This window comes from Kocuria salina (assembly GCF_013368965.1).
Classification (GTDB): domain Bacteria; phylum Actinomycetota; class Actinomycetes; order Actinomycetales; family Micrococcaceae; genus Kocuria; species Kocuria rosea.
Window position 1 is genome coordinate 216,648 of record NZ_SSSF01000002.1, and the last position, 19,296, is coordinate 235,943.

Genomic DNA, 19,296 nt, shown 5'->3' on the forward strand with positions numbered 1-19,296 from the left:
GGGATCACTTCCTGATGAGGGCTCGGGGGAAGGAGGTCAGGGCCTCCGTCCCGGTGGCGGTGATGCGGATCGACTCGGAGACCTCGTAGCCGTACCCGGTCATCCACATGCCGCAGATGAGGTGGAACGTCATGTTCTCGGCGAGCACGCTCTCGTCCTCCGAGCGGATGCTGATGGTGCGCTCGCCCCAGTCGGGGGGATAGCCGATGCCCACGGAGTAGCCGAGCCGGCTGGGCTTCTCGAGCCCGAACTCCGCGAGCGCCCAGTTCCAGGTGCTCGCGAGCTCGCGCACCGGGACGCCCGCGGCGGTGACGTCGAGCACGGCCTCGAGCCCCGAGGCCACGGCCTCCTCGAGCAGACCCAGCTCGGCCGTGGGCGGGCCGAGCATCACCGTGCGGGCCAGCGGCACGTGGTAGCGCCGGTGCACCCCGGCGAGCTCCACCACCACGGCGTCGCCCTCCCGCAGCACCCGGTCCGACCACGTGAGGTGCGGGGTGTCGGCGGAGGCCCCGGTGGGGAGCATCGGGACCATGGCCGGGAAGTCCCCCCACGCGTCGTCGACCCCCTCGACCTGGGCCCTGGCGATCTGCGCCGCGACGAGGTGCTGCGGGACCCCGGGCTCGATCGTGTCGATCGCGGCCTGCATCGCGGCCGTCGTGACGCGGGCGGCCGTGCGCAGGTACTGGATCTCCGTCGGGGACTTCACGGCGCGCACCCAGTTCACGAGGTCGAAGGCGTCCACGAGGGTCCACTCCGGGAGGGCGTTGACGAGCGAGCGGTAGCCCTTGGGGGAGAAGAAGTGGGAGTCCATCTCCAGGCCCACGCACCCCCGGGCGGCGGGGGCGACCCGGCCGCGGCGGCGCAGGGCGAAGGCCACCCAGTCGAAGGGGTGCAGGTGCGGGCGGTGCACGTAGCGCTCGGGATAGCCGACGATCTGCCCGGGGTCCAGCCGGGCCGTGCGGAACGCGCCGTTGGCGTCCATCTCCCGCAGGAACAGCAGCAGCTCGCCCTCCGCCGGCACGAACAGCAGCTGCGGGGTGTAGAAGGACCAGGCGTCGTAGCCCGTCAGGTAGAACAGGTTCGCGGGGTCGGTCACCAGCAGCGCATCCAGGCCCTGCTCCGCCATCCGCCCCCGCACCGCGCGCAGCCGGGCGGCGTACTCCGCGTCGGGGAACAGCGCGGGGCGGACGTCCGGATCGGCCACGGTGTCATCGGCCACGGGGCACCGCCGTGTACTTCGTCTCGAGGAACTCCTCGATCCCCGTGCGGCCGCCCTCGCGCCCGAGGCCCGAGGCCTTGACCCCGCCGAAGGGCGCCGCCGGGTTGGAGACCAGCCCCGTGTTGATCCCGACCATGCCGACCTCGAGGGCCTCGCTGACGCGGAAGCTGCGGTCCACGTCGCGGGTGAAGAGGTAGCCCACGAGCCCCCACGGGGTGTCGTTGGCCCACCCGAGCACCTGCTCCTCGGAGTCGAACGCCACCACGGGCGCCACCGGCCCGAAGATCTCCTGGGACATGAGCGCGGCCTCGGGGCTGACCCCGGACAGCACGGTGGGGGCGTAGAACCAGCCCCGGCCCCCGGCCCGGCGTCCCCCGCACAGCACGGACGCCCCCCGGGCCAGGGCGTCGTCCACGAGCTCCTCCACCTTGGCCAGAGCCTTTTCCTCGACGAGGGGGCCCACCTGGGTGCCCTGGGCCACGCCGTGGCCCACGGTGAGGGAGCCCATGCGCTCCGCGAGGCGTGCGGAGAACTCCCCGGCCACGGAGCGGTGGACGAACAGGCGGTTGGCCGCCGTGCAGGCCTCGCCCATGTTGCGCATCTTCGCGGTCATCGCGGCCTCGACCGCCACGTCGAGGTCGGCGTCCTCGAACACGATGAAGGGGGCGTTGCCGCCCAGCTCCATGGACGAGCGCATGACGTGCTGGGCCGCCTGCTCGAGCAGCCGCACCCCCACCTCGGTGGAGCCGGTGAAGGAGATCTTGCGGGCGATCCCCGAGGACATCCAGGGCCCGACCACCGAGGAGGCCCTCGAGGTGCACACGACGTTGAGCACCCCCGCCGGCAGTCCGGCCTCCACCAGGACGTCCACGAGGGCCAGGGAGGACAGCGGCGTGAGGTTCGCGGGCTTGAAGACCATCGTGCAGCCGGCCGCGACGGCCGGGCCGATCTTGCGGGTGCCCATGGCCAGCGGGAAGTTCCACGGGGTGACCAGCACGCAGGGTCCCACCGGCTCCTTGGAGACCAGGATCCGGGTCCTCCCGTCCCCCGAGAGGGTCATGTCCCCGCCGATCCGCACGGCCTCTTCGGAGAACCAGCGGAAGAACTCGGCGGCGTAGGCGACCTCCCCGCGGGCCTCGGCGAGGGGCTTGCCCATCTCCGTGGACATCACCAGCGCGAGCTCGTCCCGGCGGGCCATGATGAGGTCGTGGGAGCGGCGCAGGATCTCGCCGCGCTCGCGGGGCGCGGTCCGCGCCCAGTCCTTCTGGGCCCGCCCCGCGGCCTCGATCGCCCGGACGGCGTCCTCCGGGCCGCCGTCCGCCACGGTGGCGACGACCTCCTCGGTGGCCGGGTCCACCACGTCGAAGCGGCGCCCGGAGGCGGCCTCGGTCCACTCGCCGTCGACGAAGACCCCGGTGCTGACCCCGGCGACGGCCTCCCGGGACCGGCGCAGGACGTCCTCGGAGGCGGTGACGGGAGCGGGGGCGGCGGAGTCGGTCACGGGGTGTCCTTCCGGTCGGGATCGGCGCGGGGTGCGGCGCGGGGTCCGAGGCGGGATCCGGTGCGTCCGGGCGCGGTGCGGGACGGGGCGGGGCTCATGCGGTCGCCGCCGCCCCGGCGAGGACCTCGGCCAGGGCGGCCTCGAAGCGCTCGAGGCCCGTGCGGATCTCCTGCTCGGAGACCACCAGCGCGGGGATCAGCCGGACCACGTTGCCGGCCGGCCCGCACGTCAGGGTGAGCAGCCCGTGGCCGGTGGTGGCCTGCTGCACCGCGAGCGCGGCGGCGGCGTCCGGGGAGCCGTCCTCCTGCGCGAACTCGACGCCCTGCATCAGCCCGCGGCCGCGGACGTCGCTGATCCCGGGGTAGCGCTGCTGCAGGGGCCGCAGCCCCGCCTGCAGCTGGTCCCCGCGGACCCGCGCGTTCTCCACCAGGTGCTCGTCGCGGACCACGTCCAGGGTGGCGCAGGCCGCCGCGGCGGCCACGGCGTTGCCGCCGTAGGTCCCGCCCTGCGACCCGGGCCAGCCCCGCTCCATCAGCGCGGTCGGCGCCGCGATCGCGGAGATCGGGAAGCCCGAGGCGAGGCCCTTCGCGGTGATCAGCACGTCCGGGACCACGTCCGCGAACTGGTGGCCCCAGAACCGCCCGGTCCGCCCCACCCCGGCCTGCACCTCGTCCAGCACCAGCAGGATCCCGTGCCGGTCCGCCCGCTCCCGCAGCCCCTCGAGGAAGGCCGGCGGGGTGGGCAGGTAGCCGCCGTCGCCGAGCACGGGCTCGATCAGGAGGGCCGCGGTGTCCTCGGGCGCCGTCCTGGTCACCAGGAGGTAGTCCAGCTCCCGCAGGGCGAAGTCGACCGCCGTCCGCTCGTCCCACCCGTAGCGGTGGGCGTAGGGGAACGGGGCCATGTGCACCCCGCCCATGAGCGGGGAGAAGCCGGCGGAGAACCGGGTGCCCGCTGTGGTGAGGGTCGCCGCGGCCACCGTGCGGCCGTGGAAGCCGCCCTGGAAGACCACCACGTTGGGCCGGCCCGTGGCCATCCGGGCCAGCCGCACCGCGGCCTCGACCGCCTCGGAGCCGGAGTTGGCGTAGAACACGGAGTCCAGGCCCGGCGGCAGGACCTCGCCCAGCTTCTCGGTGAGCTCGAGCAGCGGGGGGTGCAGCACGGTCGTGTACTGGGCGTGGATGACCCGGCCGACCTGCTCGCGGGCCGCCTCGACCACCCGGGGGTGGCAGTGGCCCGTGCTGGTCACCCCGATCCCGGTGGTGAAGTCCAGGTACTCGCGCCCGTCCGTGCCGGAGATCCAGCAGCCCCGGGCGGAGTCGACGACGACCGGGGTCGCCTGCTTCAGGAGCGGACTCAGTGAGGTCATGGCCCATCATGGGAACAGCCCGTGCAGATTGTCAACAATCGGACCGCCCCCGTAGGGTGGCCCCATGAGCACCGTGCGCGAGCCGCCCCGAGTCGTCGTGCTGACCGCCGAGGGCACGCCACCGCCCGGCAACGAGGAGGCCCTCCGGGCCCTCGCCGACGTCACCGTGGTGACGCGCGAGGGCCTCGCCGACGCCCTCGCGGGGACCGGCGGGCGGCGCCCGGCGGAGGTGCTGCTGCTGTGGGACTTCTTCTCGGACGCGCTCGCCGGCGCGTGGGACGCCGCGACGGGGCTGCGCTGGGTGCACGTCGCGGCCGCCGGGGTGGACGCCGTGCTGTTCCCGGCGCTGCGCTCCTCGGCGGTGCTGGTGACCAACGCGCACGGCGTCTTCGACCGGCCCATCGCCGAGTTCGTCCTCGCCGCGGTCCTGGCCCAGGACAAGCAGCTGCACCGGAGCGCGCGGCTGCAGCGCGAGCACCGGTGGGTGCACCGCGAGCTGCGGCGCACCCAGGGCTCCACGGCCCTCGTCGTGGGCACCGGGGGGATCGGCCGCGCCACCGCCAGGCTGCTGCGGGCGGTGGGGGTGGAGGTCCGCGGCGCCGGGCGCACGGCGCGGACGGAGGACCCGGACTTCGGGACCGTCGTCCCCGCCGCCGAGCTGGCCGAGCACGCCGGGTGGGCGGACCACGTGGTGCTGGCCGCCCCGCTGACTGGGCGGACGCACGGGATCGTGGGCCCCCGGGTGCTCGCGGCGATGTCCCCGCACGCCCACCTCGTGAACGTGGGCCGGGGCGCGCTGGTGGACGAGGACGCGCTGCTGGAGGCCCTCCGGGCGGGGCGTCCGGCCGCCGCGACCCTGGACGTCTTCGACACGGAGCCCCTTCCGCGGGACCACCCCTTCTGGGCGATGGACAATGTGCACGTGTCCGCGCACATGTGCGGGGACGTGGAGGGGTGGCGGGACGAGCTCGCCGCCCAGTTCGAGGACAACCTCCGGCGCTGGACGGCCGGGGAGCGGCTGGTCGACCAGGTGGACAAGAACGCCGGCTACGTCCGCTCCCGGTGAGGGGGCGGCGGGACCGCCGGCGACGGCGCCGCGGGTCCCGTGCCGGCGGGCCACGACGAGAGGAGAGCACGGACCGTGCGCGTAGCAGTTCCCAGAGAGATCAAGCCGGCCGAGCGGCGGGTGGGCCTCGTGCCCGCCGGGGTGACCCAGCTCGTGCGGGACGGCCACGAGGTGCTCGTGGAGACCGGCGCGGGGGAGGGCTCCGGGTTCGACGACGACGCCTACACCGCCGCGGGGGCCGAGGTGGTCGACCGGTCCGCCGTGTGGGAGCGGGCGGAGCTGCTGGTCAAGGTGAAGGAGCCGGTGGCCGAGGAGTACGGCTTCCTGCGCCCCGACCTCACGCTCTTCGCGTACCTGCACCTGGCCGCCGACCGCCCGCTCACCGAGGCGCTGCTGGAGGCGGGCACCACCGCCGTGGCCTTCGAGACCGTCCGCGCCGGCCGGACCCTGCCCCTGCTCCAGCCGATGTCCGAGATCGCGGGCCGGCTCGCCGCGCAGTCCGCCGCCCACCACCTGCAGTCCAACGCCGGCGGCCCCGGGCTCCTGATGGGCGGGGTCCCCGGCGTCGCCGCGGCCAAGGTCGTGGTGGTCGGCGGCGGGGTCGTGGGCACGCAGGCCGCCCTGATGGCCTCGGGGCTGATGGCCGACGTCACGGTGCTCGACGCCAACGGCGTGCGGATCCGCGAGCTCACCGACCTGCTCGGGCACCGGGCCCGCGTGCTGATGAGCGACGAGCACGTGCTCGAGGAGGAGATCTCCGGGGCGGACGTGGTGATCGGGGCGGTGCTCGTCCCGGGGGCGGCGGCGCCCAAGCTCGTGCGCCGCGAGCACCTCGCGGTGCTGCACGACCACGCCCTGCTCGTGGACGTCGCCATCGACCAGGGCGGGTGCTTCGAGACCTCCCACCCGACCACCTACGACGACCCGACGTTCGAGGTGGACGGCATCACCCACTACTGCGTGGCGAACATGCCCGGCGCCGTGCCGCGCACCGCGACCCGGGCCCTCGCCAACGCCACCACGCCCTATCTGCGGCGCCTGGCCCGCGGCCCGGAGCAGGCCCTGGCCGCCGATCCGGAGTTCGCGGCCGGGCTCAACACGGCCGCCGGGCGGATCCGGCACGCCGGGGTGGCGGAGGCCTTCGCGGACCTGCCCGCGCAGCTGGACTGAGTCCCGGCGGACGTCCCGCCGGGGCTCAGTCCGGCGCCGGGCCGTCCGCCGTGAGCAGGCGGAGCAGCCGCTCCAGCTCGACCCGGTCCTCCGGGGCCAGCCGCGAGAAGTACTCCTCGGACTCCCGGCGCCGGTCCTCCCGGACCCGCTCGCGCAGGCCGGTGCCCCGGGGCGTCAGCGCCACCAGTGTGGCCCGCCGGTCGGACGGGTCCGGGACCCGTTCCACGAGCCCCTTCTGCTCGAGCAGGTCCACCACCTCCGTGGCGGACCGCGGGGCGATGCGCAGGGCCTCGGCGAGGTCCTTCACCCGCAGGCTGGCGGACCCGCCGCCGTGGCGGCAGGTCCCGGCCGGGCCTTGCCGGTGCCCCGGCTCACCGGCACATCCGGCGAGGGCGTCGAGCGCCCGGAACTGGTGCGGGGTCAGTCCGAAGGGGGCCAGCTGCTCGGCCCACCGGCGGCGCAGCCGGCGGAAGACGGCGTGCAGCAGGTCCCCCAGGCGGGCCGGATCGGGAGCGTCGTAGGGCATGGCGTCATCCTATCCCCGTTGCGGGTTACCTCATAGAGAGGTAACCTCCTTGATAGTTCCCGAGGAGGATCCCATGGCGACGACCCAGCACCCCGCGCGCGTCCGCACCCCGGCGCACGACGGCGGAGGCACCCCGGCCGACAGCCCGGGCGTCCTGCCCGGCGCCGGCCCCGGAGGCGGCGGGGGCGGAGGTCGGCCTGCGCGCCGGAACCCCGCGGACCGGACGCAGCTCGCCCGGCACCCCGTCAGCCCGCGCCGGATCGCGGCGCTGTTCGCCCCGCACCGGGGCACGATCGCGCTCGTCGTCGTGCTCATCACCGCGTCCTCGGTCGTCAACCTCGCCCAGCCGTTCCTGGTCCGCGGCGTGATCGACGACGCCCTGCCGAGCGGCGACACCCGCCTGCTGGTGGTGCTGACCGCCTCGATGGTCGGGGTCGCGGCGCTCACCTCCGTGATCGGCGTGGTCCAGACCTGGAAGGCCACCGCCATGGGCCAGCAGGTGATGCACGCGCTGCGCGTGCAGCTCTTCACCCACCTGCAGGCCCAGTCGCTGGGGTTCTTCACCCGGACCCGGGGCGGGGAGGTGCAGTCGCGGCTCACGCACGACATCGCGGGGATGCAGTCCGTGGTCACCAGCTCCGCCACGGGCGTGGCGTCCAACCTCACCACCGCCGTGGCGACGGCCGTGGCCATGGTGGCGCTGTCCCCGGCGATGAGCCTCGTCTCCCTGGTGGTGCTGCCGCCGGCGATCTGGCTCTCCCGCCGCGTGGCCCTGATCCGCCGGGACGTCACCGACGAGCGCCAGCGGGAGCTCGCCGCGCTCCACACCCAGGTGGAGGAGGGGCTGTCCGTCTCGGGGGTCCGCCTGGCCAAGACCCTGGGCACCACCGCGCGGGACGCGGAGCGCTTCACCGAGCGCTCCGACCGGCTCGTGGGCCTGGAGCTGCGCAGCCAGCTGGCCGGGCGCTGGCGGATGGCCACCATGCAGATCGTCTTCGCCGCCATCCCCGCCGTGATCTACCTGGCCGCCGGCTTCCCGGCCACCAGCGGCGGCATGACCATCGGCACCCTCGTGGCGTTCACCGCCCTGCAGGGGACCATCTTCCGGCCCGTCATGGGTCTGCTGAACATCGGCGTGCAGTGGGTGTCCGCGCTGGCCTTCTTCAGCAGGATCTTCGAGTACCTCGACCTCGAGCCGCAGATCGTCCCGCCCGCCGCGCCCGTCCGGCTGGACCCGGCCGCCGTGCGCGGCGAGGTCCGGTTCGAGGGCGTGCGCCACGCCTACGACGACGGGGCCGACGTCCTGCACGAGCTCGACCTGGTGCTGCCGGCGGGCACCACCACGGCGGTGGTCGGACCCACCGGCTCGGGCAAGAGCACCCTCGGCTCCCTGCTGCCGCGGCTCAACGACGTCGCCCGCGGCAGGGTGACGATCGACGGCGTCGACGTGCGGGAGATCGATCCGGCGGACCTCGCCCGGATCGTGGGCGTCGTCTCCCAGGAGACCTACCTGGTGCACGCCACGGTGCGCGCGAACCTGCTGCTGGCCGATCCGGACGCCTCCGACGCCGAGCTGTGGGCCGCCCTGGGCGCCGCGCGCGTCGCCGACACCGTCGCCGGGCTGCCGGATGGGCTGGACACCGTGGTCGGCGCGCGCGGCCACCGCTTCTCCGGCGGGGAGCAGCAGCGCCTGGCCATCGCCCGGACCGTGCTGCGCAACCCGCCCGTGCTGGTCCTCGACGAGGCCACCAGCGCGCTGGACAACACCACCGAGGCGCAGGTCCAGGAGGCCCTCGACCGGCTGGCCGCCGGCCGCACGACCCTGACCATCGCGCACCGGCTCTCCACGGTCGAGAACGCCGACCAGGTCGTGGTGCTCGAGGGCGGACGCATCGTCGAGCGGGGCGCGCCGCGGGAGCTGCGCGCGGCCGGCGGCCCGTTCGCCCGGCTGGCCGCCCGGACCGGCCCGGCCGGCGGCGCCGGCCCGCGCCCCGGCGCCGCCTCCTGACCCGCGGGAGCCCGCGTGACCACGGACGTTCGTGGTCACGCGGGCTCCCGCGGGTCGGCCGGTGCGCCCGGGGTCAGCCGCGGGTGCCGTGCTGGACGATCAGCGGCCGGCCGGCGGGCTGCGCCACCCGCTCGCGCGCCGTCCGGGCCGCCGCCACGAGGTGCTCCAGCGACGCCCTCGTCTCCTCGTAGCCGCGGGTCTTCAGGCCGCAGTCCGGGTTGACCCACAGGGTCCGCGCCGGGACGTGCTCGAGGGCCCGCTCGAGCAGCTGCTCGATCTCCTCCTGGGAGGGCACGCGCGGGGAGTGGATGTCCCACACGCCCGGCCCGATGCCCCGGGAGAAGCCGGCGGCCTCGAGGTCGGTCAGCACCTCCATCCGGGACCGGGCCGCCTCGATGCTCGTGACGTCGGCGTCCAGGCCGTCGATCGCCCCCACCACCTCGCCGAACTCCGAGTAGCACAGGTGGGTGTGGATCTGGGTCTCGTCCCGCACCCCCGAGGTGGCCAGGCGGAACGCGTCCACCGACCAGCCGAGGTAGGCGGGCTGGTCCGCGCGGCGCAGCGGCAGCAGCTCCCGCAGCGCCGGCTCGTCCACCTGGATGATCCCGATCCCGGCGGCCTCGAGGTCCGCGACCTCGTCCCGCAGCGCGAGCGCCACCTGGTTCGCCGTCTCGCCGAGCGGCTGGTCGTCGCGCACGAAGGACCACGCGAGGATCGTCACCGGGCCCGTCAGCATGCCCTTGACCGGCTTGTCGGTGAGGGACTGGGCGTGGCCGATCCACGGCACCGTGAACGCCTCGCCGCGCAGGCCCGGACCCTCCCGGCTGACGTCGCCCCACAGGATCGACGGGCGGGTACAGCGGGAGCCGTAGGACTGGACCCAGCCGTGGACGGTGGTCGCGAAGCCGTCGAGGTGCTCGGCGAAGTACTGGACCATGTCGTTGCGCTCCGGCTCGCCGTGCACCAGCACGTCCAGGCCCAGCTCCTCCTGCAGCCGCACGACCCGCTCGATCTCCTCCCGCAGGAAGGCGTCGTACTGCGCGTCCGTCAGGGCGCCGGCGCGGTGCCGGGCGCGGGCGGCACGGACCTCCGCGGTCTGGGGGAAGGATCCGATCGTGGTGGTGGGCAGCGGAGGCAGGGGGCCGGAGGCCGTGAAGGCCCGGCCCTCCTGGGCGCTCCGGCGGACCTCCGCGGCCGACCGTCCGATGTCCGCGGCGGTCAGCGACCCGGCGCGCTCGCGCACGGCCGCGTCCCGGACCCCTGCGGCGTCCTGCCGGGTGCGGCGGGCCTCGGCGGCCTCGGCCAGCTCCGGCGCGACCGCCTCCGTCCCGGCGGCGAGACCGCGGGCCAGGGTGACGATCTCGCCGACCTTCTGGTCGGCGAAGGCGAGCCAGCTCCGCAGCTGCGGGTCCAGCCGGGTCTCCTCGGCCACGTCGTGCGGGACGTGGAACAGGGACGTGGAGGAGGCCACGGACACCTGGGCGCCCCCGCGGGCCAGCTCCGCGAGCTGGTCGAGCCGGCCGGCCAGGTCGGCCCGCCACACGTTGTGCCCGTCCACGGCGCCGGCCACGAGCACGGCGGAGTCCTCGCCCCGGAAGAGCTCCAGCTCCTCGGCGGTGGGGGCGGCGCCCTTGACGAGGTCGAGGTGCAGGGCCTCCACCCCGGAGCAGGCCAGCGGGTGCAGCAGCGGCCCGGGGGAGCCGTAGGACGTGGTGACGAACAGCTGCGGGCGCCCGGTCACGGCGGTCAGGCCCGTGTAGGCGTCCCACACGGACGAGGCGAGCTGCTCGCCGGGGACGTCCTGGTCCGCCACGAGGGCCGGCTCCTCCAGCTGCACCCAGTCCGCGCCGGCGGCGGCGAGCTCCTGGAGCAGCCGCGCGTACACGGGCAGCAGCTCGGGGAGCCGCTGCAGCGGGTCGAAGCCCGCGGGGGCGTCGTCGTCGGCCTTGGCGAGGAGGAGGAAGGACACCGGGCCCACGAGGACCGGGCGGACGGTGAAGCCGTGCGCGGCGGCGCGGCGGACGTCGGCCACGAGCCGGTCGGCGGTGGCGCGGAGCGGGGTCTCCGGGCCGATCTCGGGCACGAGGTAGTGGTAGTTGGTGTCGAACCACTTGGTCAGCTCGAGGGGAGCGCGCCCGGCGTCGCCGCGGGCCAGCACGAAGCTCGCGTCGAGGCCGAGCCGGCCCTCGGCGTCGGCGAGGTCGGCGAAGCGGGCCGGCACCGCCCCGAGGGCCACGGTGGTGTCCAGGACCTGGTCGTAGAGGGGGAACGCCGCGGGCAGGGACGAGTCCCGGGCGCCGAGGCCCAGCTCCACGAGCCGGCGGTGGGTCGCCAGCTGCAGGTCGGCGGCCGCCGACTCGAGCTCCTCGCGGGTCGAGCGCCCGGCCCAGTAGTCCTCCAGGGCCTTCTTAAGCTCGCGGCGGCGGCCGATCCGGGGGTAGCCGGTGATGGTGGCGGCGGGGAACGGGACAGTGGTCATGGTGGTCTCCTGAAGAGGTGTCGAGGGGTCGTGCGGAACGGTGGGTGGGCGCGTGCTCAGGCGGGGAGCAGGAGGTCCTCGAGCGCGACGGGCACGTGCGGGACGCGCGGGAGGTCCACGTGCTCCAGCAGGTCGAGCGCGGCCCGGTGCTCGTTGAAGGTGTAGAGGTGCAGCCCGGGGGCGCCGGCGTCCAGGGCGGCGCGGGCCAGCCGCGCCGCGAAGGCCACGCCGGCGCGGTGCCGCTCGGCAGGACCGGGCGCGTCCTCCAGCGCGGCGGCCAGGCCCGGGTGGGGCGCCAGGCCCGCCAGCCGGCACAGCGTCCGGAGCCGCCGCGGGTCGGTGACCGGCATGATCCCCGGGACGATCGGGATCGTCACCCCGGCCGCCCGCGCCGCCGCGACCAGGCGCTCGTAGCGCTGCGGGCGGAAGTAGACCTGCGTGATCGCGAAGTCCGCCCCGGAGCGCTGCTTGGCCAGCAGCACCTCGACGTCGTGCCGGAAGGACGGCGACTCCGGGTGCCGGGTCGGGTAGGCGGCCACGCCCACGGCGAGCCGGCCGGCCGCCAGGGCCGCGGTGTGGCGCTGCTCGACCTCGCGCACGAGCTCCACGAGCTCGCCGGCGTGCCGCAGCTCGCCCGGCTCGGCCCCCGGGTCGAGGTCGCCGCGCAGGGCCAGGACGCCCCGGACGCCGCGGCGGACCAGTGCGGCCACGGTCTGCTCCAGCTCGGCCCGGGTGCTGCCGACGCACGTCAGGTGGGCCAGGGGCCGCAGGCTCGTGCGCGCCAGGAGGTGGTCGAGCAGGGCGAGCGAGCTGTCCCGGCGCTGCTCGTCCCCGCTGTACGTCACCGAGACGTGGTCGGGACGGGTGGGCTCGAGCTCCTCGATGGTCCGCAGCAGCGTGTCGGCGCTCGCCGCGCTGCGCGGCGGATAGAGCTCGTAGGACAGGGACGGCGGCGCCGGCCGGGCGGTCGGGCGTGGTGTCACGTTCTTCCTCCAAGGGTCACCCCGAGGGAGGGCAGCAGCCGTCCCGGAGTGGACCCGGGAGGCTGCGACAGCTCCATCGGTCCTGGCGGGAGCACCGTTCCGCGCACCCCGTGGCGGGGGCGCGGATGGTTGCTGCGGCGTCGACGAGCCAGGTCTCTCGGCCGCTCTGGATAGATGCAGGACCCATTCCAGCGGCTGCCCCGCCGCGCTGCCAAGTGCGGGCGCCCAGAAGACGCCGGTGCGCCGACTGTGACGACCGCGGCGTCACAGGACGCAACACGGACGCGCGACGACGCACCGGCGGCGAGGCCCATGAGGAGCGCAGGTCCGGGGCCGTCACGATCCGGTCTCGGGTCTTGCCGGGCCGGGGCGGGCGGCCTAGTCTTTGACAACCAACAGGTTGATCAAGGAATCAGTTGACGAACACCGTGGATCCCGGCGACGACGAGCTCGACAGGGCCTTCCTGGCCCTGGCCGACCCGGTCCGCCGCCGCATCGTCGCCCGGCTCAGCCGCGGCCCGGCCACGGTCACCGAACTGGCGGAACCCTTCGCGATCTCCCTCCAGGCGGTCTCGAAGCACATCCAGGTCCTCGAGCAGGCGCAGCTCGTCACGCGCACCCGTGACGCTCAGCGCCGGCCCGTCCACCTGGACCCCGCACGGCTCGAGGCGCTCACCGCGTGGATCGACCGGTACCGGCTGGTCCGGGAGGAGCAGTTCCGCCGCCTCGACGCCGTGCTCGACACCCGAGCCGCGGACCGCGGCGAGCACACCCAGGACTGAACCATGGGACACGCCCTGCACCTGACCGTCCCCGACGGCCTGCCCTTCATCGACTTCGAGCGCGAGTTCGACCACCCCGTGGCCGACGTCTTCCGCGCCCACGCCGACCCCGAGCTGTTCCGGCAGTGGATCGGGCCGCGCGGGCTGCGGACCCGGATCGACGGCTTCGAGTTCCGCCCCGGCGGCGCCTACCGGTTCGTCCAGCGCGGCGAGGACAGCACCGAGGAGTACGCCTTCCGCGGCGTCTTCCACACGGTGCGCGAGAACGAGCTCGTGGTCCAGACCTTCGAGTACGAGGGCTGGCCCGACGCCGTGGACCTGGAGTACCTGCATTTCGAGGACCTGGGCGACGGCCGGTGCCGGCTGCGCGGGCACACCGTCCACGCGTCCCAGGAGGCCCGCGACGGGATGGTCGGATCCGGCATGGAGAAGGGCGTGGCCGAGGGCTACGAGCGGCTCGAGGAGCTGCTGGGCGGGCGGACCGCGCAGGGCGGGGCCTGACCGTGGACTGGACGCTCGAGGTGGTGCTGGTGCCGGTGCGCGACGTCGACCGGGCCGTGGAGTTCTACCGGGACCAGGTCGGCTTCCACCTCGACCACCACACCACCACCGAGCAGATGGACATCGCCCAGCTGACCCCGCCCGGGTCCGGCTGCTCGATCGTGGTGGGCAACCTCCCCGCCCACCGGGAGATGGCCCCCGGGTCCCTGCGCGGGCTCCAGCTGGTGGTCGCGGACGCCCGGGCGGCCCGCGAGGAGCTGCTGTCCCGGGGCGTGGAGGTGAGCGGGATCACGGTGCTCGACGAGCGGGACGGCGGCACCGTCTTCGGCTTCAGCGACCCCGACGGCAACTCGTGGGCGGTCCAGGAGCTGCGGGTCCGCGCCGAGCGCCCGCTGATCCCGCCGGAGCACCGCCTCTGACACCGTCACCGGCGCCGGTGACGGCCGCGCACCGCGGCATGTCCTGTGCCCGTGGCCCCGGCGGGGCCGCGGCTCCGCCGGATCAGTCCTGCGGGGCCTGCTCGGCCCGGCGGCCGAGCACCTTCGAGGCCAGGGCGATGAGCGCCACCAGCCCGGCCGTGAGCAGGAGCTGGCCCCGCACGGCGCCGTCGAGCAGCCCGAGCAGGACGATCCCGGCGAGGAGCGCCAGCGCCAGGTACGACAGCCACGGGAAGGCCCACATCCGCAGGGGCAGCTCGGTGCCGTCCCGGTCCGCGCGGCGGCGCAGGACGATCTGCGAGACCAGCGCGAGCCCCCAGACGACCAGGCAGGTCGCGCCCACGGTGTTGAGCATCCACAGCAGCACGGTCTCGGGCCACAGGTAGTTGAGCACCACGGCGGCGAAGCCGAAGAGCACGGAGACGACCACCGCGCTCCGGGGGACCCCGCGGTCGGAGACGTCGGCGAAGGCCCGCGGCGCCGAGCCGCGGCGGGCCAGCGACCAGAGCATCCGGGACGCGCCGTAGATGTTCGCGTTGAGGGCCGAGAGCAGCGCCAGGATGATGACCACGGCCATCAGCACGTCCGCGCCGGGCACCCCGGCGGTCTCCAGCACGGCCACGAACGGGCTGACCGAGAGCTGCTCGTCGTTCCACGGCAGCACCAGGACCATGACGGTCACGGCGCCCACGTAGAAGACGAGGATCCGGACCAGGATGGTGCGCACGGCGCGGGCCACGTTGCGCTGCGGGTCCTCGGTCTCCGCGGCGGCGATGGTCACGAGCTCCGTGCCGCCGAACGCGAAGACCACCACGAGCAGCGCGGCGGCCACCCCGGTGGGGCCGTGGGGCAGGAAGCCGCCGTGGGCGGTGAGGTTCGCGAGCCCCGGGGAGGGCTCCTCGGTCAGGCCCAGGAGCACGGCGATCCCGACCGCGAGGAAGGCCAGCACCGCGAGCACCTTCATCAGCGCGAACCAGAACTCGGTCTCCCCGAGCGTGCGCACCCGCACCAGGTTGATCGCCGTGAACACCACCATGAACAGCAGCGCCAGCACCCACTGCTCGGCCACCGGCCACAGCTCCGCGAGCAGCTGGGCCGCGGCCGTGGCCTCCGCCGCGACCACCACCACGATCTGCGCCCACCACAGCCAGCCGAGGGTGCGTCCCACGGTGCGGCCCATGGCCTTCTCGGCGTAGGTGGAGAACGCGCCGGGGGACGGGTCCGCGGCGGCCATCTCGCCCAGCGCCCGCATCACGAGCACGAGCAGCACGCACGCCACCAGGAAGGACAGCAGCACCGCCGGCCCGGCGGTGCGGATCGCGGCGCCCGTGCCGATGAACAGGCCGGTGCCGATCGCGCTGCCCAGGGCCATCATCACGAGGTGCCGGGCCTTGAGGTGGGTGCCCGGGGCGGCCGCGGGCGCGGAGGACGGGGACCCGCCCGGGGTCCACGTGGAAGGGGAACTCATGAGCATCGAGGGTATCGGACCGCGGCGGCCGCCGGACGGGGCGGCGGATGTCGGTCCCGGGTCACGGCCCGCTAGACTTGCACGGTACGAGCCCCTGGGTCTCCTCCTGCCGGCGTCGCGCCGTCCCGGTCGCGCGGGTGGGAGCGGGCCGACGCACGGGCGTTGTCGTGCCCGGCCGGTGCGCGCCTCCGCCGGGGCCCGCGGGAGAAGTCCCGTTCCATCCAGGCAGGAGAGTCGTTCAATGCCAGCAATCGTGATCGTCGGCGCCCAGTGGGGCGACGAGGGCAAGGGCAAGGCCACCGACCTGCTGGGAGGCCGCGTGGACTACGTGGTCAAGCCCAACGGCGGCAACAACGCGGGGCACACCGTGGTGGTGGGCGGCGACAAGTTCGAGCTCAAGCTCCTGCCGGCGGGCATCCTGAGCCCCAACGCCGTCCCCGTGATCGGCAACGGCGTCGTCGTCAATCCCCAGGCCCTCTTCGAGGAGATCGACGGCCTTGAGGCGCGCGGGGCGGACACCTCCCGGCTGCGCGTCTCCGCGAACGCCCACCTGGTGGCCCCGTACCACCAGACGATGGACCAGGTCTCGGAGCGCTTCCTCGGCAAGCGGGCGATCGGCACCACGGGCCGCGGCATCGGACCCGCCTACATGGACAAGGTCGGCCGGCTCGGCATCCGCGTCCAGGACGTCCTGGACGAGTCGATCCTGCGGCAGAAGATCGAGGGCGCGCTGCGGCAGAAGAACGAGCTGCTCGTGAAGCTCTACAACCGCCGGGACATCGACGTCGAGGAGGTCGTGCAGTACTTCCTGGGCTACGCCGACCGGCTCGCCCCGATGATCGTGGACTCGACCTACCTGCTCAACCAGGCCCTCGACGAGGACAAGGTGGTGCTCATGGAGGGCGGCCAGGCGACCTTCCTCGACGTCGACCACGGCACCTACCCGTTCGTGACGTCCTCCAACCCCACAGCGGGCGGCGCGTCCGTGGGCTCGGGCATCGGGCCGACCCGCATCACCCGGGCGATCGGCATCATCAAGGCCTACACCACCCGCGTGGGCGCCGGGCCGTTCCCCACCGAGCTCTTCGACGAGATGGGCGAGCAGCTGCGCACCACCGGCGGCGAGTTCGGCGTCAACACGGGCCGTCCCCGCCGCACCGGCTGGTACGACGCCGTGATGGCCCGCCACGCCTCCCGGATCAACGGCTTCACCGACTACTTCCTCACCAAGCTCGACGTCCTCACCGGCATCGAGCAGATCCCGGTGTGCGTGGCCTACGACGTCGACGGCGTCCGGCACGACGAGATGCCGATGACCCAGACCGAGTTCCACCACGCGAAGCCGATCTTCGAGCACTTCGCCGGGTGGGAGGAGAACATCACCGGCTGCCGCACCCTGGAGGACCTGCCGGCGAACGCCCGGGCCTACGTCGAGGCGCTCGAGTCGATGAGCGGCACCCGGATGTCCGCGATCGGCGTGGGCCCGGACCGCGACGACACCATCGTGGTGCGCGACCTCATCAACTGATCCCGTCCCCGAGGTCGCACGTGCCGGCGACCTCGTGGGCGGGGCAGGGGAACGCTCAGACGAGGACCAGCACCACCCAGATGCCGAGGGCGCCGAGGGCGAGCATCGCGGCCGAGGTCGCCAGCACGGCCCCGACCTCCGGCTCGGTGCCCTCCTCGACGATGCCGCGGGCGCTGCGGACGTAGCGGGGGCGCTGCGTGACGTAGATCGCCGCCGCCGTGAGGACCGCCAGGCCGAACAGCACCAGCACGAACGGCCCGTGGTGCGGCAGCCAGCGCAGGAAGATCGCCGAGACCACCACGAAGGACATCAGGGTCCGGCCCCAGGCCATCGTGGTGCGCTCCGGCTGCAGCCCGGGGTCCCCGTGCGGCGGCCGCGGGGGGTCCGGGGGCCCCGGAGGGCGGCGGAGCTGCGGGCGGGGCATCTCAGCCCTGCAGGACGACGACGACGAGCACTCCCGCCGCGATCGCCCCGCCCACCGCGAGCACCGGTGCGATCAGGGGCAGGGGCAGCGGGGCCTGGCGCCGCATGCTCCGCTCCACCCCGATCCAGCGGAACGTGGCGCCCGCGCTGAGGAGCATGCTCAGCACCAGCAGCACGATTGCGAGGAACTTCCGCACGCCGTCGTCGAACAGGTCCGCGGTGAACGCCTCGATGGCGATCCCGCCGGCCAGGAACGCGAGCGCGGTCCGGATCCAGGCGAGGAACGTGCGCTCGTTGGCCAGCGTGAACCGGGGGTCGGGTGCGGTGCCGCCGCCGAGCACGCGCTCGGACAGCCGGCGTCGCCCCGGGGTCTCGGACTGCTCGCCCATCGCCTGCCCTTCGCTCGCGCGGTCGTGTCGGCCCCATCCTGCCACGGGCCGTGCCGCGAGCTGTGCCAGGGGCGGGGGCACAGTCGGGGGCACGGGCCGGTCGCGGAGGCACCGGTCGCGGATACAGTGGGAGCTCCAGCCGCGACCCCCGAGGAGGACACCCGTGAAGATCGCCGTCGGACAGTTCGCACCCACCGCCGACACGGCCGAGAACCTGCGGACCATGCGCCGGCTCGCTGAGCGGGCCGCGGCCGGCGGGGCGCAACTGGTGGTGTTCCCGGAGGAGGCCATGTTCTCCGAGCGGCTCCTCGGGGAGGACTTCGAGGAGCTGGTCCTGCGCGGCTGGTCCGGGTTCGTCCAGCAGCTGTCCTTCCTGGCCGCGCAGACCGGCGTCGCCGTGATCGCGGGCGGCTACGAGGGCTCCGCGGACGGGCGACCCTACAACACGCTCGTGGCCGTGGACGCGCAGGGCGCGATCCTCGGCACGTACCGCAAGCTCCACCTCTACGACGCCTTCAGCCACCGGGAGTCCGACCGGATCCGCCCGGGGGACAAGGGCGTCACGGTGGTGCGGATCGGGGAGCTCGCGGTCGGCATGATCACCTGCTACGACCTGCGCTTCCCCGAGATCTGCCGTGCCGTGGTCGACGCCGGGGCGGAGCTGCTCACCGTGCCCGCGGCCTGGTTCGCCGGCGAGCACAAGGTGGACCACTGGCAGGCGCTGCTCAAGGCCCGCGCGATCGAGAACACCGTCTGGGTCGCGGCCGCGGACACCTGCTCCGAGCACACGGTGGGCCGCTCTGCGGTGCTCGACCCGCTCGGCGTGGTGGTCGCCGAGGCCGGGGAGGACGAGACCGTGCTGACCGCCGACGTCACGCGGGAGCGCATCGCCGAGGTGCGCGAGACCGTGCCCGTGATCGCGAACCGCCGGTTCGGCCCGGCGGAGCTGCTGCCCTCCGACGAGGGCTGAGGCGGCCGCCGCCCCGACCGACCGACCGGCCTGACCGACCGCACCGACGAGCCCTGGAGGACCCCGTGGACGACGACCGCTCCGATGCCCCGCCGCGCCCGGACGGCCCCGGCGGGTCCGGGCACGCCGGCGGCGGCCCGACGACCCCGGGCGGCCTGACGACCCCGGGCGGCCCGACGACCCCGTGGGGCCCGACGACCCCGTGGGGCCCGCCCCCGCCGTGGCAGGCGGAGCGCTTCGCCGTGGGCCGCAGCCACGCCGACACCGCGCTGATCCTCGGCATCCTGAGCGTGGTGGTGCTGCCTCTGCTGGGTCCCTTCGCGATCTGGCAGGCGCGCGAGGCCGAGAAGCTCGGCACCCCCGCCGTTCCCGGGCGGGTGCTCGGCTGGGTCGGCACCGTCCTGCTCGGCATCCTGGTGCTGTTCCTCGTCCTGTGGCTGGTCGCCGTCGTGTTCCTGGTCAGCTCCGGCGGCTGAGCCG

Annotated in this window: 18 protein-coding genes and 1 riboswitch; of the genes, 9 read left to right on the forward strand and 9 right to left on the reverse strand. The window is 74.6% G+C overall.

Annotated features, from left to right (window positions below; translation table 11 throughout):
* Positions 1-4: 4 nt before the first annotated feature.
* The 3 genes from E7Z53_RS05115 to E7Z53_RS05125 form a co-directional block, all read right to left on the reverse strand.
* Complete coding sequence (locus E7Z53_RS05115; RefSeq protein ID WP_176337329.1) at positions 5-1,219, reverse strand: M24 family metallopeptidase; 1,215 nt, start codon at positions 1,217-1,219, stop codon at positions 5-7.
* A complete protein-coding gene (locus E7Z53_RS05120) occupies positions 1,209-2,672 on the reverse strand; it encodes an NAD-dependent succinate-semialdehyde dehydrogenase (RefSeq protein WP_176337434.1) in 1,464 nt (487 codons plus the stop codon). Before E7Z53_RS05120 ends, E7Z53_RS05115 begins: the two co-directional genes overlap by 11 nt.
* A 142-nt stretch (positions 2,673-2,814) precedes the next feature.
* On the reverse strand, positions 2,815-4,086 hold the full coding sequence (locus E7Z53_RS05125) for an aspartate aminotransferase family protein (RefSeq protein WP_035925578.1): 1,272 nt from the start codon (positions 4,084-4,086) through the stop codon (positions 2,815-2,817).
* Between the two features lie 64 nt (positions 4,087-4,150).
* On the opposite strand from E7Z53_RS05125, the gene E7Z53_RS05130 reads away from it, so the two are divergent.
* Both E7Z53_RS05130 and ald read left to right on the forward strand, forming a co-directional pair.
* A complete protein-coding gene (locus E7Z53_RS05130; RefSeq protein ID WP_035925582.1) occupies positions 4,151-5,152 on the forward strand; it encodes a D-2-hydroxyacid dehydrogenase in 1,002 nt (333 codons plus the stop codon).
* 75 nt (positions 5,153-5,227) lie between these two features.
* On the forward strand, positions 5,228-6,322 hold the full coding sequence (gene ald / locus E7Z53_RS05135) for an alanine dehydrogenase (RefSeq protein ID WP_095649823.1): 1,095 nt from the start codon (positions 5,228-5,230) through the stop codon (positions 6,320-6,322).
* Positions 6,323-6,347: 25 nt separating this feature from the next.
* On the opposite strand, the gene E7Z53_RS05140 is transcribed toward ald, so the two are convergent.
* A complete protein-coding gene (locus tag E7Z53_RS05140) occupies positions 6,348-6,848 on the reverse strand; it encodes a MarR family winged helix-turn-helix transcriptional regulator (protein ID WP_176337330.1) in 501 nt (166 codons plus the stop codon).
* 73 nt (positions 6,849-6,921) lie between these two features.
* Here E7Z53_RS05140 and E7Z53_RS05145 point away from each other — a divergent pair, with 73 nt between their 5' ends.
* Positions 6,922-8,856, forward strand: coding sequence for an ABC transporter ATP-binding protein (locus tag E7Z53_RS05145; RefSeq protein WP_255219440.1), 1,935 nt, complete (start codon positions 6,922-6,924; stop codon positions 8,854-8,856).
* Positions 8,857-8,929: 73 nt separating this feature from the next.
* On the opposite strand, the gene metE is transcribed toward E7Z53_RS05145, so the two are convergent.
* Both metE and E7Z53_RS05155 read right to left on the reverse strand, forming a co-directional pair.
* Positions 8,930-11,335 (reverse strand): 5-methyltetrahydropteroyltriglutamate--homocysteine S-methyltransferase, encoded by a 2,406-nt coding sequence (gene metE / locus E7Z53_RS05150; protein WP_035928007.1) that lies wholly within the window; start codon positions 11,333-11,335, stop codon positions 8,930-8,932.
* A 56-nt stretch (positions 11,336-11,391) separates the two neighbouring features.
* Entirely contained in the window at positions 11,392-12,318 is a 927-nt protein-coding gene (locus E7Z53_RS05155; protein WP_035928003.1) for a methylenetetrahydrofolate reductase, read from the reverse strand.
* Positions 12,319-12,388: 70 nt separating this feature from the next.
* Positions 12,389-12,495, reverse strand: a riboswitch (SAM riboswitch).
* A 251-nt stretch (positions 12,496-12,746) separates the two neighbouring features.
* Between E7Z53_RS05155 and E7Z53_RS05160 the strand changes: the two genes are divergently transcribed.
* From E7Z53_RS05160 to E7Z53_RS05170, 3 genes are read left to right on the forward strand one after another with little or no spacing between them, the layout of a single operon-like run.
* Positions 12,747-13,100 carry an ArsR/SmtB family transcription factor gene (locus E7Z53_RS05160; protein WP_017833076.1) on the forward strand — a complete coding sequence of 118 codons (354 nt, stop codon included), beginning with the start codon at positions 12,747-12,749 and terminating at the stop codon, positions 13,098-13,100.
* A gap of 3 nt (positions 13,101-13,103) precedes the next feature.
* Positions 13,104-13,601, forward strand: coding sequence for an SRPBCC family protein (locus tag E7Z53_RS05165; RefSeq protein ID WP_017833077.1), 498 nt, complete (start codon positions 13,104-13,106; stop codon positions 13,599-13,601).
* A gap of 2 nt (positions 13,602-13,603) precedes the next feature.
* Positions 13,604-14,020 (forward strand): VOC family protein, encoded by a 417-nt coding sequence (locus E7Z53_RS05170; RefSeq protein WP_017833078.1) that lies wholly within the window; start codon positions 13,604-13,606, stop codon positions 14,018-14,020.
* A gap of 82 nt (positions 14,021-14,102) precedes the next feature.
* Here the strand turns inward: E7Z53_RS05170 and E7Z53_RS05175 are convergent, their stop codons facing one another.
* A complete protein-coding gene (locus E7Z53_RS05175; protein ID WP_176337331.1) occupies positions 14,103-15,512 on the reverse strand; it encodes an amino acid permease in 1,410 nt (469 codons plus the stop codon).
* A gap of 235 nt (positions 15,513-15,747) precedes the next feature.
* Between E7Z53_RS05175 and E7Z53_RS05180 the strand changes: the two genes are divergently transcribed.
* On the forward strand, positions 15,748-17,034 hold the full coding sequence (locus E7Z53_RS05180; RefSeq protein WP_031282833.1) for an adenylosuccinate synthase: 1,287 nt from the start codon (positions 15,748-15,750) through the stop codon (positions 17,032-17,034).
* 55 nt (positions 17,035-17,089) lie between these two features.
* Here E7Z53_RS05180 and E7Z53_RS05185 read toward each other — a convergent pair whose 3' ends face one another.
* Complete coding sequence (locus E7Z53_RS05185; protein WP_035927992.1) at positions 17,090-17,458, reverse strand: DUF202 domain-containing protein; 369 nt, start codon at positions 17,456-17,458, stop codon at positions 17,090-17,092.
* A 1-nt stretch (position 17,459) separates the two neighbouring features.
* The gene (locus tag E7Z53_RS05190) at positions 17,460-17,846 is read right to left on the reverse strand and encodes a YidH family protein (protein WP_095649816.1); all 387 of its coding nucleotides are present in this window, start codon (positions 17,844-17,846) and stop codon (positions 17,460-17,462) included.
* Positions 17,847-18,009: 163 nt separating this feature from the next.
* On the opposite strand from E7Z53_RS05190, the gene E7Z53_RS05195 reads away from it, so the two are divergent.
* Positions 18,010-18,816, forward strand: a complete 807-nt coding sequence (locus E7Z53_RS05195; RefSeq protein ID WP_176337332.1) for a carbon-nitrogen hydrolase family protein — start codon at positions 18,010-18,012, stop codon at positions 18,814-18,816.
* Between the two features lie 65 nt (positions 18,817-18,881).
* On the forward strand, positions 18,882-19,292 hold the full coding sequence (locus tag E7Z53_RS05200) for a DUF4190 domain-containing protein (RefSeq protein ID WP_176337333.1): 411 nt from the start codon (positions 18,882-18,884) through the stop codon (positions 19,290-19,292).
* The last annotated feature ends 4 nt before the right edge of the window (positions 19,293-19,296 follow it).